A 15,158-nucleotide genomic window follows, 5' to 3' on the forward strand; every position below is an offset into this window, starting at 1 on the left:
ACCCGGCTCCGCGCTCCCGGTAGCGCCGGGCCGTGCCCGGCGCAACCCCAATGGCCAGAAACAGAACGGCCCCGCTTTCGCGGGGCCGCTCCGTTTCACGCAGGCCGGGCGTGGCCCGGCACTACATCAGTCACGCACCGTGTGCGGCCAGCTGGCCCAGGCGCTGGACCGCGACCGAGACGGTCGGGTAGTCCAGGGTCTTCTGCTCGGCCAGTTCCGCCAGCATTGCCAGGGTGAAGCGCAGGCTGTTGTCATCGCGGCCCATCCATGCAGCCACCTTGGCCTCGGCACTGCCGCCCTTGGTGGCGAGCACCTGACCGGCCAGGTTGCGATGGTTGGCGGCCAGCTCGTCGCGCAGCACGCCGCGTGCCACCGCATGCCAACGGCCGTTGACTTCCAGTGCATCGACCTGCTCGAACAGCCACGGCAACTGCAGCGCATCGCCCAGGCGGAAGTGCACCTTGGACACGTCCACCGGCTTCAGCTTGCGGGTACGGGCCAGTTCGATGATGTCGAACGCCGGTTCCAGGAAGTGCAGCTCGGACAGCTGCTGTGCCAGCGCGGACGGCAGGCCCTTCTCCTTCCACTCGGCCACCAGCGCCTCGTAGGTCGGACGCTGCGAATCCGGCAGCACACCCGACGCGACACGGATGTCGTTGAACGGGCCCTGATAGCGGTTGACCGCTTCAGTGATGCCCGGCATCGCACCCGGACGCGACAGCAGCCAGCGCACGAACGAACGCTGCAGCTTCCAGATCACCTCCAGCGCGTCGATCTGCACCGACTCCGGCACCTTGCCGTCGAGGGCGTCGATCTGCGCCCACAGCGCGCGCGCATCCAGCGTTTCGCGGCTGATGGTGTAGGCCTTGGCGACCTCGGCGATGGAACGGCCGGTGTCTTCCTGCATGCGCATCAGGAACGTTGCGCCCATGCGGTTGATGGTCTGGTTGGTCACCGCCGTGGCGATGATCTCGCGCTTCAGGCGGTGACGCTCCATCGCATCGGCGTACTTCTTCTGCAGCGGCGTGGGGAAGTAGCGCAGCAGCTCCTTGGACAGGTACGGATCTTCCGGAATATCCGACTCCAGCAGCTGGTTGAACGCCACCAGCTTGGAGTAGGACAGCAGCACCGACAGCTCCGGGCGGGTCAGGCCCTGGCCGCGCGCCTTGCGCTGGGACAGCTCGGCATCGGACGGCAGGAACTCGATCTGCCGGTCCAGCAGACCCTGCTGTTCCAGGGTACGGATGAAGTGCTGCTTGGAGCCCAGGCGCTTGACCGCCATCCGCTCCATCAGGCTCAGCGCCTGGTTCTGGCGATAGTTGTCGTTGAGCACCAGGTCGGCGACTTCATCGGTCATCGAGGCGAGCAGCTTGTTGCGCTGGTCGACCGTCAGCTTCTTCGCCCGCACCACATCATTGAGCAGGATCTTGATGTTGACTTCATGGTCCGACGTATCCACGCCGGCCGAATTGTCGATGAAGTCGGTGTTGAGCAGTACGCCGGCCTGCGCGGCCTCGATACGGCCCAGCTGGGTCATGCCGAGGTTGCCGCCCTCGCCCACCACCTTGCAGCGCAGCTCGCCACCGTTCACGCGCAGTGCGTTGTTGGCACGGTCGCCGACATCGCTGTGCTGCTCGCTGGCGGCCTTCACGTAGGTGCCGATGCCGCCGTTCCACAGCAGGTCCACCGGTGCCTTCAGGATCGCGCTCATCAGGTCGTTCGGCGACAGCGCCTTGACGTTCTCGTCCAGGCCCAGCGCTTCACGCACCTGCGGGGTGATCTCGATCGACTTCAGGCTGCGCGGGTACACGCCGCCGCCCTTGCTGATCAGCTTGGCGTCGTAGTCTGCCCAGCTCGAACGCGGCACGGTGAACATGCGCTCGCGCTCGACGAACGAGGTCGCCGCGTCCGGGTTCGGGTCAAGGAAGATATGGCGGTGGTCGAATGCCGCGACGAGGCGGATGTGGCGCGACAACAGCATGCCGTTGCCGAACACATCGCCGGACATGTCGCCGACGCCGACCGCGGTGAAGTCCTGGCTCTGGCTGTCACGGCCGAGCGCACGGAAGTGGCGCTTGACCGACTCCCATGCACCGCGCGCGGTGATGCCCATGCCCTTGTGGTCGTACCCCACCGAACCACCGGAGGCGAACGCATCGCCCATCCAGAAGCCGTGCGCGATGGCCAGGCCGTTGGCGATATCGGAGAAGGTCGCCGTGCCCTTGTCGGCGGCCACCACCAGGTACGGATCGTCCATGTCGTGCCGCACGACATCCACCGGCGGCACGATCTTGTTGTTGACGATGTTGTCGGTGATGTCCAGCAGGCCCTGGATGAACAGCTTGTAGCAGGCCACGCCGTTGGCGAAGATCGCGTCACGGTCGCCGTTCACCGGCGGGGTCTTGGCGAAGAAGCCGCCCTTCGCACCGACCGGCACGATGACGGTGTTCTTGACCATCTGCGCCTTGACCAGACCCAGCACTTCGGTACGGAAGTCTTCGCGACGGTCCGACCAGCGCAGGCCGCCACGGGCCACCGCGCCGAAGCGCAGGTGGGTACCTTCCACGCGCGGACCGTAGACGAAGATCTCGCGGTACGGACGCGGCTTCGGCAGGTCCGGCACCAGCGCCGAGTCGAACTTGAAGCTGATCACATGGCCGTGCTGGCCATTGGCGTCGGTCTGGTAGTAGCTGGTACGCAGGGTGGCATCGATCACGCCCATGAACGAACGCAGGATGCGGTCTTCGTCCAGGCTCGACACGCGGTCCATCAGCTTCAGCAGCGCATCGCGCGCGGCCTGCATCTGCGCGTCGCGGTCACCCTTGCGGGCGTCGACCACGGTCTTGAGCACCTTCAGGGTGGCCTCGTCGCCGGCGGCCAGCACATCGAAGTGGGCCTTCAGCTGGGCCTGGCCGGCCGCGATGTCGTCCTTGCTCTCGTGGCCGGTGGCCGGATCGAAGCGCGCTTCGAACAGTTCGACCAGCAGGCGCGCCAGCAGCGGATAGCGGGCGAACGTGCCTTCCACGTACGCCTGCGAGAACGGCACGCCGGTCTGCAGCAGATACTTGCAGTAGCCGCGCAGCATGGCGACCTGGCGCCAGTGCAGGCCGGCGGCCAGCACCAGGCGGTTGAAGCCATCGTTCTCGGCATCACCGTGCCACACGCGGGCGAAGGTCTCACCGAATGCTTCGTCGACGCTGGCGGCATCGATCGCACCGGCCGTCGATTCGACCTCGAAGTCCTGCACGTATACCGGGGCGTTGTCGACCGACAGGCGGTACGGACGCTCGGCGATCACGCGCAGGCCCATGTTCTCCATCATCGGCAGCGCGTCGGACAGCGGAATGTCGTCCAGCTGGCGGTACAGCTTCAGGCGCAGACCATCGCCGCTTTCGCGCGGCACCGCCTGCAGGCTCAGGCGCAGATCGTCCGGACCGGTCAGCGCGTCAAGCTGGCTGACATCGTTGGCGGCAACGGCGGTGCTGTTGTCTTCGATGTAGCCGGCCGGCAGTGCCTTGCCGATGCGGGCCGCGATGCGCAGGCCTTCGCTTTCGCCGTGACGGGCCACCAGCGCTTCGCGCAGGTCGTCCTGCCAGTTGCGCAGCACCTGGGCGAGCTTGCGCTCCAGTTCGGCGGTATCCACGTCAAGCATCTCGCCCGGCTTCGGGCGCACGATCAGATGCACCTGCGCCAGCGGCGATTCGCCCAGCACCACCGAGCTGTCGACGTACTCGCCATGCAGCGCTTCCTTCAACATCGCCTCGATGCGCAGGCGCACGTCGGTGTTGAAGCGCTCGCGCGGCAGGTAGACCAGTGCGGAGATGAAACGGCTGTACTTGTCACGGCGCAGGAACAGGCGGCTGCGCACGCGCTCCTGCAGGCCCAGCACGCCCATCGCGGTGCGGAACAGTTCGTCCTCGCTGGACTGGAACAGTTCTTCGCGCGGCAGGGTTTCCAGGATGTGGCGCAGGGCCTTGCCGCTGTGGCTGGACGCGGCCAGGCCGGACTGCTTCATCACGTATTCGTGGCGCTGCCGCACCAGCGGGATTTCCCACGGGCGGCGGTTATAGGCACTGGAAGTGAACAGGCCGAGGAAGCGCTGCTCGCCGATGATCCTGCCCTTGGCGTCGAATTCCAGCACGCCGATGTAGTCCATGTAGCCGGCGCGGTGCACGCGGGAGCGCGCATTGGTCTTGGTCAGGATCAGCGCGTCCTTCAGCCCCGACGTGGCATTGAGGCCCTGGGCGGCGAGCGTCTTGACCGGGCGTGCGGCGGACTTGTCCTTGCCGCGCATCAGGCCCAGGCCGGTCTCGTTCAGCGGCGCCAGCACGTCTTCCTTGCCCTGCTTCTCGACGCGGTACTCGCGGTAGCCGAAGAAGGTGAAGTGGTTGTCGGCGGCCCAGCGCAGGAACTCCTGCGCTTCCCTGCGCGAGGCATCGTCGACCGGCAGCGCACGGCTGCCCAGATCGTCGGCCAGTGCCAGTGCCTTGTCCTTCATCGGCTGCCAGTCGCGCACGATCGCCCGCACTTCGTCCAGCGCCTTGCCGATGGCCTGCTCGATGGCGGCCATGGCATCGGCCGGCTGGCGGTCGATCTCCAGCAGCATCACCGATTCGGCCTCGCCCTCGCCGACCTTGACCAGCTTGCCGGCCTTGTCGCGGGTGAAGCGCAGCACCGGGTGGCCGAGCACGTGCACGCCCACGCCCTGTTCGGCCAGTGACATGGTCACGGTGTCGACCAGGAACGGCATGTCGTCGTTGATGATCTGCAGCACGGTGTGCGGCGATTCCCAACCGTTCGCCTTCACCGTCGGATTGAACACGCGCACGTTGGCCTTGCCGGCCTTGCGGGCACGGGCGAACTCCAGCGTCTCGGCCGCGAGCGCGGCCCACTCTTCAGCGCTGTGGTGCGGGAACTCGTCCGCCTCCATGCGCTTGTAGAAGTCAGCGGCAAACGCCACTGCTTCGGCCTGGGCGGCCGCCGGGTAACGCTTGCGCAAGGCCGTGTATACCGGCTCCAGGGAGAAACCAGCGGTCACTGCGACCTCCGACTCAGCTGGTTTGGTCTTGTTTTTCACGGTCTTGGCTGCGGTTTTTTGCGGTTTCATGGCAGAGCGATGCGCTTGCTCAGTTGGGAAAATGAAATTGTAGCCCTACCGCACGAAAAGGCCTTGCTGCAGGACGGAATAAGCAGATTCGGGTTTGCTGCGGTTTAGACGCCTATTCAGTTCGCCCAGGTACGGAGCGAGCGGGGGGCGGCCGCCTTGCCGACAGGATCGGCAAAGCGTGTTACCGGAAGACACACGCGGCAACGTCGTTTCGATTCCACAATCCTGAACTGGACGGTATAGTCCACCGCGTGAACCCGGCCTACTTCCCCGTTGCCCTCGATGCGCGCGATGAGCGCGTGTTCGATGCCGTGCGCGAACTGCTGGCCCGGCAGGGCATGCAGATGAGCATGGATGCGGTGGCCCAGCAGGCCGGCTGCTCCAAGCAGACCCTGTACTCGCGCTATGGCAGCAAGCAGGAACTGCTGCGGCGGGTGATGCAGCGGCATGTGGGACACGCGACGGGGGCAATGCTGCGTGCACTCCGCAGTGACGACCTGCGTGCCAGCCTGTTGCAGTTCGCCATCGACTTCCTGGAGCATTTCAACCAACCGCATGTCGGCCAGGCCTGCCGGCTGATCGCTGCAGATGCCGCCCAGTTCCCCGAAGAGGCCCGGGCGCTGTACCGGCATGGTGCTGGCGCGCTGACACTTCATCTTTCTGAATGGATTGAAACCGTTTGCAGGCGTGGCCTGCTCCGGCATGACGACCCGCACTTCATGGCCGAACTGTTGCTGAGCATGATCGCCGGTCAGGATTTCGACAAACAGCGCTTCCATACCGCCCATCGTGATGACGCGCTCCTGCGTCGGCGCTGGGCAGAGTTCTCCGTCGACAGCTTCCTGCGCGCGTTCGCGCCGCAGCCGTCGCCGGCCCCGTCTACAAACCAACCCCGGAGTTCCTCCTGATGACCGCCCCACTCCGCACCCTTGCCTTGACGTGCGCCGTTGCTGTCGCGCTGGCTGCCTGCAAGAAACCGGAACAGCAGACACCCCCGCCGCCGGAGGTGGGCGTGATCGATGCGAAGCCGCAGACCCTGCCGCTGCAGCGCGAGCTGGTCGGCCGCCTGTCGCCGTTCCGCAGTGCCGATGTGCGCGCACGCGTGCCGGGCGTGCTGCTCAAGCGCGTCTACCAGGAAGGCTCCCAGGTCAAGCAGGGGCAGACCCTGTTCCTGATCGACCCGGCACCGCTGCGTGCCTCGCTGAACGCGTCCGAGGCCCAGCTGGCGTCGGCGCGCGCCACCTACGCCAACGCCAAGGTGGCCGCCGATCGTGCCCGCTCGCTGGCGCCGCAGCAGTTCGTCTCCAAGTCCGACCTGGACAACGCCGAATCGGCCGAGCGCACTGCGCTGGCCGCGGTCAAGCAGGCCGAAGCGGCGGTGACCTCCTCGCGGATCAACCTGGGCTACGCCGAAGTGACTGCGCCGATCAGCGGCGTGGCCAACAAGCAGCAGGTGACCGAGGGCGCACTGGTCGGCCAGGGCGACGTGACCCTGCTGACCACCGTTGACCAGCTCGATCCGCTGTACGTCAACTTCTCGCTCAGCGTGGACGAGCTGACCCAGCTGCGCGCGCAGCAGGCCAAGGGCGCCCTGGCCCTGGCCGGCGACGGCAAGGCCACCGTCAACGTGAAGCTGGCCGATGGCAGCACCTACAGCGAGCCGGGAACCCTCGACTTCTCCTCGACTACGGTTGACCCGGCCACCGGCGCGGTGTCGCTGCGTGCGCTGCTGCCCAATCCGCAGCAGATCCTGCTGCCGGGAGCCTTCGTCAGCTTCCAGGCCAACCTCGGCGAGCGCAACAATGCCTACCTGGTGCCGCAGCAGGCGCTGCTGCGCGACACCACGGGCGGCTACGTGATGGTGGTCGGTGCCGATGGCAAGGTGGCGCGCAAGAACGTCAAGACCGAAGGCGCACAGGGCGGCAACTGGCTGGTCAGCGATGGCCTGGCCGCCGGCGACAAGGTGATCGTGGCCGGCGTGCAGAAGGTCAAGGAAGGCAGCCCGGCCGTCGCCAAGCCCTGGACCCCGGGGCAGGACGCCGCCGGCAAGCCCGCGGCCGGCGGTGCCGGCCCGGCCGCACCCGCCGCTGCCGCCGACAAGGCTCCGGCCCAGACCGACGCAGCCGACAAGGCCGCGCCGGCCGCCACCGACTCGAACAAGCAGTAACGGGAACCTTCCGTCATGCCTAAATTTTTCATCGAACATCCAGTCTTCGCCTGGGTGGTAGCGATCCTGATCTCGCTCAGCGGTGTGATCGCGATCCTCAACCTGGGCGTGGAGTCCTATCCCAACATCGCTCCGCCACAGGTGACCGTCTCGGCCACCTATCCGGGCGCCAGCGCGGACACCACCGAAAAATCGGTCACCCAGGTGATCGAGCAGCAGCTGACCGGTATCGATCACCTGCTGTACTTCAGCTCTTCGTCCTCGTCCAATGGCCGCGCGCAGATCACCCTCACCTTCGAGACCGGTACCGATCCGGACATCGCCCAGGTGCAGGTGCAGAACAAGGTGTCGCTGGCGACGCCACGACTGCCGTCGGAGGTGACCCAGCAGGGCGTGGTGGTGGCCAAGGCCAATGCCGGCTTCCTGATGGTCGTGGCCCTGCAGTCGGATACGGCGGCGATCAACCGTGACGCGCTGAACGACATCGTCGGTTCCCGTGTGCTCGACCAGGTCTCGCGCATTCCCGGCGTCGGCAGCACGCAGCAGTTCGGTTCCGAGTACGCCATGAACATCTGGCTGAACCCGGAGAAGATGCAGGGTTATGGTCTCTCGGCCAGCCAGGTCCTGGCTGCCGTGCGCGCGCAGAACGTGCAGTTCGCCGCCGGTGCACTGGGTTCGGACCCGTCGCCGGAAGGCCAGCACTTCACCGCCACCGTGTCGGCTGAAGGACGTTTCAGCTCGCCGCAGGAGTTCGAGAACATCATCCTGCGCGCCAATGCCGATGGCTCGCGCGTGCTGCTCAAGGACATCGCCCGCGTCGCCTTCGGTGCCAACAACTACGGCTTCGACACCCAGTACAACGGCAAGCCGACCGGTGCCTTCGCCATCCAGCTGCTGCCGGGCGCCAACGCCCTGAACGTGGCCGATGCGGTGCGCGCCAAGATGGACGAACTGCAGCCCAGCTTCCCGGCCGGCGTGACCTGGTTCTCGCCGTACGACAGCACGACCTTCGTCAAGATCTCGATCCAGGAAGTGGTCAAGACGCTGTTCGAAGCGGTGCTGCTGGTGTTCCTGGTGATGCTGATCTTCCTGCAGAACTTCCGCGCCACCCTGATCCCGACCCTGGTCATCCCGGTCGCCCTGCTGGGTACCTTCCTGGGCATGTGGATGATCGGATTCACGATCAACCAGCTGACCCTGTTCGCGATGGTGCTGGCGATCGGCATCGTGGTCGACGACGCCATCGTGGTGATCGAGAACGTCGAACGCATCATGAGCGAGGAAGGCCTGGCACCGAAGCCGGCCACGCAGAAGGCGATGACCCAGATCACCGGCGCAGTGGTGGCGATCACCGTCGTGCTGGCAGCGGTGTTCATCCCGTCCGCACTGCAGGGCGGTGCCGCCGGCGAAATCTACAAGCAGTTCGCGCTGACCATCGCCATCTCGATGGCGTTCTCGGCCTTCCTGGCGCTGGGCTTCACCCCGGCGCTGTGCGCGACCTTCCTGAAGCCGACGCACAACGACAACCCGAACATCGTCTACCGCACCTTCAACAAGTACTACGACAAGATCAGCCACACCTACGTGGGCCACATCACCTCGGCGGTGCGCCATGCCCCGCGCTGGATGATCCTGTTCGTGGTACTGACCGCGCTGTGCGGCTTCCTGTTCACGCGCATGCCGGGCAGCTTCCTGCCGGAAGAAGACCAGGGCTATGCGCTGGCGATCGTGCAGCTGCCCCCGGGCTCGACCAAGGGCCAGACCAACGAGGTGTTCGCGCAGATGCGCGGCATTCTGGAAAAGCAGGATGGCTTTGAAGGCATGCTGCAGGTGGCCGGCTTCAGCTTCGTCGGTTCCGGCGAGAACGTGGGCATGGGCTTCATCCGCCTGAAGCCGTGGGAAGAACGCGAGTTCACCGCGCCGGAGTTCATCCAGAACATGAACGGCGCGTTCTACGGCATCAAGGAAGCGCAGATCTTCGTGGTCAACCTGCCGACCGTGCAGGGCCTGGGCCAGTTCGGTGGCTTCGACATGTGGCTGCAGGACCGCAGCGGTGCCGGCTACGAGCAGCTGACGCAGGCCCGCAACATCCTGCTTGGCCAGGCGGCGCAGAAGCCTGAAGCACTGGTTGGCGTGCGTCCGAACGGTCTGGAGAACGCTCCGCAGCTGCAGCTGCACGTGGATCGCGTGCAGGCACAGTCGATGGGCATGTCGGTGTCTGACGTGTACAGCACCATCCAGCTGATGCTGGCACCGGTGTACGTCAACGACTTCTTCTACGAAGGCCGCATCAAGCGCGTGACCATGCAGGCCGATGGCCCGTACCGCACCGGCCAGGAGTCGCTGAAGAGCTTCTACAGCCCCTCCAGCCTGACCACCAACGCCGACGGCACCAACGCGATGATCCCGCTGAGCACCGTGGTCAGGTCCGAATGGGTGTCCGCATCGCCGTCACTGAGCCGCTACAACGGCTATTCGGCGATCAACATCGTCGGCTCGCAGGCGCCGGGCACCAGCTCGGGTGAGGCGATGCAGACCATGGAGAGCATCGTCAACAACGACCTGCCGGCCGGCTTCGGCTACGACTGGTCAGGCATGTCCTACCAGGAAATCCTGGCCGGCAACGCAGCGACGCTGCTGCTGGTGCTGTCCATCGTGGTGGTGTTCCTGTGCCTGGCAGCGCTGTATGAAAGCTGGTCGATCCCGGTGGCGGTGCTGCTGGTGGTGCCACTGGGCGTGCTCGGTGCCATCGGCCTGTCGATGATGCGTGGCCTGCCGAACGACCTGTTCTTCAAGATCGGCCTGATCACCGTTATCGGTCTGGCGGCGAAGAACGCGATCCTGATCGTGGAGTTCGCGGTGGAGCAGCGTGCGGCGGGCAAGAACCTGCGCGATGCCACCATCGAAGCGGCACGCCTGCGCTTCCGCCCGATCCTGATGACGTCCTTCGCGTTCATCATGGGCGTGATCCCGATGGCGATCTCCAGCGGCGCCGGCGCCAACTCCCGTCACGCCATCGGTACCGGCGTGATCGGCGGCATGCTGTTCGCCACCCTGCTCGGCCTGCTGATGATCCCGGTGTTCTTCGTGGTCGTGCGGCGCATGCTCGGCGACAAGCTGGACGAGCCGTCGAAGGAATTCCTCAGCCGCCAGCGTGAGGGTGAAGCAGCGCATCGTCCGGATCGCTGATCCACCCTGCGCTGCAACGAAAAGGCCCCGGAGCGATCCGGGGCCTTTTTTGTTTGCCCCTTTTCTGGAGAACCGATCCCATGTCCGGCCACTCATGTCGGAGCGGCATTCGTCACCTGCGACTGTCGTCACTGACAGACAGGCGCGCGGGAGGATCTACAGATCAGGCGATGGATATCGCGATCGCACCCTGTTTTCGGGCCATATGCGTCACCAGCTGGCGCCATCAATCAGCAATTCCAATACCACGCAATCCGTCACACCCCCCGCAGGAACAGCCCCTTAACCAAGGGTCTCTGCCGCAGAAACATGAGGGAGGTTCCCATGCCAAATTCGTTTGTCCCATGCGCTGTACAACTTCTTGCACTGCTGGGGCTGAGCGCATTCTTCTCACCGTTGACACATGCCGCAGGCGTGCTGCTCTGTGACAACTGCATGGACCCCCGTGCGCTCGCGCTTACATCCGGCACAGGTCCCACCATCGTCGCAGATTTCAGCCAGCGCAAGCTTCAGGGCTACGAGGTGGAATACGACCGAGAGCTGCGCAGGTACCGGGCGGTCCAGATACCCGTGCCGGATCCGATTGTCGCGTCGTTCAACCGCATCATGGGGATGCTTGACCGGCGTGGCATCCGCGCCGGTCAGAGGGGAGTGCAGTTCGACATCCACCCTGACGATCCGGGCGCGGCCAACGGCATCGCCTTTCCCGATGAATTCAAGGGCCACAACGCACACGATATCGCCCAGATGGCGACCGCTCGGTTCCGGCTTGAATCACAGATCGGTGAGGCCTTCAGCGGTGCCACCACCCACTCGACCATCTGGAACAGCATGGCAACGTTTCTCTCTTCCATTGGCCTGAGCTTCGTCAGCAAGGCGCTTGGCATCGACGGAGCGATCTACGTCATCACCTGGCGGGATGGTTCCAAGACTACCCTCCTCGTCCGCGCCGACTCCGTTAACGAAGCGAAATACGTGCAAGGCGGAAGCAGGGATGCACAGGGGAACCGCATCCCCGACGGCGCCGCCAGCAATCCGGATACTGCACAAGGCTTTGCTGGTGTCTATCAGTTCAAGGACAAGGAGGCGATGCAGCGCTGGATCGATACCGCACGCCTTTACGGCGTGACGGTCATCGAAGGCAGCGGCATCGCAGGCGGGCTGGACTGCCGCTGGGATGGACGGACGCTAACCTGCGAAGGCAATTGATCTGGAAGTACATGCCGATGAGGAGCCTCGGAGTGACCCAAGGCTTTTTGCCATGCGCTTTGAAGTGGTGCGGACCATGGTCCGCATCATCCATGCAGGGCATGGTTCTACCGGCTGCACCGCTGTTGCAGCGGCGCAGCCGTTTCGACTCAGCGCAGCCCGGTCTCGTTGCGGGCGATCACCAGGCGCTGGATCTCCGAGGTGCCCTCGTAGATCTCGGTGATCTTGGCATCACGGAAGTAGCGCTCCAGCGGCATTTCCTTGGAGTAGCCCATGCCACCATGGATCTGCACGGCCTGGTGGGTGATCCACATCGCCGCTTCCGACGCCGTCAGCTTGGCGATGGCCGCTTCATTGCTGAAACGCTTGCCCTGGCCCTTCACCCATGCCGCGCGCAGCGTCAGCAGCAGGGCTGCGTCCAGCTTGCACTTCATGTCGGCGATCTTGGCCTGGGTCATCTGGAAGGTACCGATCGGCGCGCCGAACGCCTTGCGCTCCTTCACATACTCCAGCGTCGCTTCATAAGCGGCACGGGCGATGCCGATGGCCTGCGATGCGATGCCGATGCGCCCGGCATCGAGCACACCCATGGCGATCTTGAAGCCTTCGCCCTCCTGGCCCAGCACGTCGTCCGGCTGGGCGACGTAATCGTTGAATTCGATCTCGCAGGTCGCCGAGGCACGGATGCCCAGCTTCGGCTCGGTCTTGCCACGGCCGAAGCCGGCCTTTTCGGTGTCAACCAGGAAAGCCGTGATGCCACGCGCGCCCTTGTCCGGCTCGCTCATCGCGAACAACACGATGTACCGGGCCACCGGGCCGGAGGTGATCCAGCTCTTCTTGCCGTTGATGACGTAGGTGCCGTCGGCCTGCTTGACCGCGCGGCAACGCATGGCGGTGGCATCCGAACCGGACTGCGGCTCGGTCAGGGCGAATGCACCGATGGCCTCGCCCTCCGCGATGGCGCGCACGTACTTCTGCTTCTGCTCCTCGCTGCCGTGGGTCAGGATGCCGTTGCAGAACAGCGAATTGTTGACCGACATGATGGTCGAATGGGCCGCGTCGCCGGCGGCGACCTCCACCATCGCCAGCACATACGCGATCGGGTCCATGCCGGCGCCGCCGTATTCGGTCGGTACCTCGATGCCCATCAGGCCGTTCTCGCCCAGCAGGCGGATGTTCTCCAGCGGGAACTCGCCGGTACGGTCATGATGCTCCGCGCTCGGGGCGATCTTCTCCTGCGCGATGCGCCGCGCCACGTCCTGCAGCATCAACTGCTCTTCAGTAAAGCTGAAATCCACAACACCCTCCCGGGTACATGAGGTTATGGCCGCGCAGCGCGCGCCCAGGTGCGCCGATTGTACCGGGGCCCGGGGAGTTTCCATACGCCACCGACTTGACCACGGCAGCCGATCCAGCGAATATATCTCTATATCGCGATAGGTAGATATTCATGGATCTGGAAGACTGGTCAACCCGCCTGAAGGTGTTCGCCGATGCGACGCGGGTGCGCCTGCTGGCGCTGCTGGAGCAGGAAGAGCTGACCGTGGCCGAGCTTTCGGCGATCACCCGGCTGGCCCAGCCGCGCGTGTCCACTCACCTGGCGCGCCTGAAGGAAGCGGGCCTGGTCCGCGACCGCCGCGCCGGCGTGTCGGCCTACTACCGCTTCGACGAAGCGCAGCTGGATCCGGCGCAGCGCGCATTGTGGCATGCCTTGAGCAACGGAAGCGACGATCCGCTGCTGAGACAGGACGCTGAACGGGTCGCCGCCGTGCTGGCCAGCCGCGCCGCGGACCAGAACTGGGCCGACAGCGTGGCCGGCGACATGGAACGTCACTATTCTCCGGGCCGCACCTGGGAGGCGCTGGCGCGTACCGCCCTGCCCCTGCTGGAAACCGGCGACGTGCTCGATATCGCGTCCGGCGACGGCGTGCTGGCCGAACTGGTGGCACCGCATGCCAAGCGCTACATCTGCATCGACACCAGCGCGCGCGTGGTGGCCGCTGCCAGTGAACGCCTGCGCCGCCTGCCCAATGTGGAAGTGCGCGAGGGTGACATGCATGCCCTGCCCTTCAAGGACCGCAGCTTCGACCTGGTGGTGCTGATGCACGCGCTGACCTACGCCAGCAAGCCGGCGCAGGCCGTCACCGAAGCCGCGCGCGTGCTGCGCCCGGGCGGCCGCCTGCTGCTGTGCAGCCTGGCGCGCCACGAACACAAGGCAGCGGTGGAGGCCTATGGCCACGTCAACCTGGGTTTCAGCGACAAGGAACTGAAGAAGTTCGTCGACAAGGCCGGCCTGCAGGTTTCCAGCCTGGAGACGGTCACCCGCGAGAAACGGCCGCCGCACTTCGAAGTGATCTCGCTGATCGCCAACAAGCCCTGAGTCCGGAATCATCATGCCTGCCCTGCCCTGGTTGCACCCCGAACGTGCCAATGCCCTGCTGGGCGCGCTGCGCGAGCGGATCCTGATCATCGACGGAGCGATGGGCACGATGATCCAGCGCCATGGCCTGCAGGAAGGCGACTACCGCGGTGAGCGTTTCGCCGATGGCTACGATCACCTGCACGGGCCGGGCTGCGACCACGCCGCGCCGCAGGGCCACGATCTGAAGGGCAACAACGACCTGCTGCTGCTCACCCGGCCGCAGGTCATCGCCGACATCCACACCGCCTACCTGGAAGCCGGCGCGGACCTGGTGGAAACCAATACCTTCAACGCCACCTCGGTCAGCCAGGCCGACTACCACCTCGAGCATCTGGTGTACGAACTGAACAAGGCCGGCGCCGCCGTGGCCCGCGCCTGCTGCGATGCCGTTGAAGCCACCACGCCCGGCAAGCCGCGCTTCGTGATCGGCGTGCTTGGCCCCACCAGCCGCACCGCATCGATCAGTCCCGACGTCAACGATCCGGGCTTCCGCAACACCAGTTTCGATGAGCTGCGCGACACCTACCGCGAAGCCATCGATGGCCTGATCGACGGCGGCGCGGACACCCTCATGGTCGAAACCATCTTCGACACGCTCAACGCCAAGGCGGCGCTGTATGCGGTGGAGGAAGCCTTCGATGCGCGCGGTGCGCGCCTGCCGGTGATGATCTCCGGCACGATCACCGATGCCTCCGGCCGCACCCTGTCCGGCCAGACCGCCGAAGCCTTCCACGCCTCGCTGGCGCACGCGCGGCCCCTGTCGATCGGCCTGAACTGCGCGCTGGGTGCCGATGCGATGCGCCCGCATGTCGAAACGCTGTCGCAGGTTGCCGACTGCCATGTCAGCGCGCATCCCAATGCCGGCCTGCCCAATGCCTTCGGCGAGTATGACGAGACCCCCGAAGAAATGGCGGCGACCCTGCGCGGCTTCGCCCGCGATGGCCTGCTCAACCTGGTCGGCGGCTGCTGCGGGTCCACCCCCGACCACATCCGCGCCATTGCCCAGGCGGTGGCCGGCCTGCCACCGCGTGTCCTGCCGGACCGCCAGGACCAGGCGGCATGAA

8 protein-coding genes are annotated in these 15,158 nt (G+C 65.6%); 6 read left to right on the forward strand and 2 right to left on the reverse strand.

The features are described 5' to 3' along the window. Positions 1–130: 130 nt before the first annotated feature. Positions 131–5,107 (reverse strand): NAD-glutamate dehydrogenase, encoded by a 4,977-nt coding sequence (locus tag ACVOKU_RS08920; protein ID WP_065182907.1) that lies wholly within the window; start codon positions 5,105–5,107, stop codon positions 131–133. A 251-nt stretch (positions 5,108–5,358) separates the two neighbouring features. Here ACVOKU_RS08920 and ACVOKU_RS08925 point away from each other — a divergent pair, with 251 nt between their 5' ends. The 4 genes from ACVOKU_RS08925 to ACVOKU_RS08940 all read left to right on the forward strand — a co-directional run bounded on the left by ACVOKU_RS08925 (position 5,359) and on the right by ACVOKU_RS08940 (position 11,672). Continuing rightward, on the forward strand, positions 5,359–6,015 hold the full coding sequence (locus tag ACVOKU_RS08925) for a TetR/AcrR family transcriptional regulator (protein ID WP_481559686.1): 657 nt from the start codon (positions 5,359–5,361) through the stop codon (positions 6,013–6,015). Then, positions 6,015–7,274: an efflux RND transporter periplasmic adaptor subunit gene (locus ACVOKU_RS08930; RefSeq protein WP_053515418.1), complete on the forward strand. Its 1,260-nt coding sequence runs from the start codon at positions 6,015–6,017 to the stop codon at positions 7,272–7,274. Before ACVOKU_RS08925 ends, ACVOKU_RS08930 begins: the two co-directional genes overlap by 1 nt. 15 nt (positions 7,275–7,289) lie before the next feature. Continuing rightward, entirely contained in the window at positions 7,290–10,463 is a 3,174-nt protein-coding gene (locus tag ACVOKU_RS08935) for a multidrug efflux RND transporter permease subunit (RefSeq protein ID WP_481559687.1), read from the forward strand. Between the two features lie 324 nt (positions 10,464–10,787). After that, positions 10,788–11,672: a hypothetical protein gene (locus ACVOKU_RS08940; protein ID WP_481559688.1), complete on the forward strand. Its 885-nt coding sequence runs from the start codon at positions 10,788–10,790 to the stop codon at positions 11,670–11,672. Between the two features lie 149 nt (positions 11,673–11,821). Here the strand turns inward: ACVOKU_RS08940 and ACVOKU_RS08945 are convergent, their stop codons facing one another. Beyond that, positions 11,822–12,970: an acyl-CoA dehydrogenase family protein gene (locus tag ACVOKU_RS08945; RefSeq protein ID WP_481559689.1), complete on the reverse strand. Its 1,149-nt coding sequence runs from the start codon at positions 12,968–12,970 to the stop codon at positions 11,822–11,824. A gap of 152 nt (positions 12,971–13,122) precedes the next feature. Between ACVOKU_RS08945 and ACVOKU_RS08950 the strand changes: the two genes are divergently transcribed. Both ACVOKU_RS08950 and ACVOKU_RS08955 read left to right on the forward strand, forming a co-directional pair. Beyond that, positions 13,123–14,052 carry an ArsR/SmtB family transcription factor gene (locus tag ACVOKU_RS08950; RefSeq protein WP_053515410.1) on the forward strand — a complete coding sequence of 310 codons (930 nt, stop codon included), beginning with the start codon at positions 13,123–13,125 and terminating at the stop codon, positions 14,050–14,052. Between the two features lie 13 nt (positions 14,053–14,065). Continuing rightward, positions 14,066–15,157 carry a homocysteine S-methyltransferase family protein gene (locus ACVOKU_RS08955; protein WP_481559690.1) on the forward strand — a complete coding sequence of 364 codons (1,092 nt, stop codon included), beginning with the start codon at positions 14,066–14,068 and terminating at the stop codon, positions 15,155–15,157. The last annotated feature ends 1 nt before the right edge of the window (position 15,158 follow it).

It is taken from the genome of Stenotrophomonas sp. STEN147, assembly GCF_056757995.1.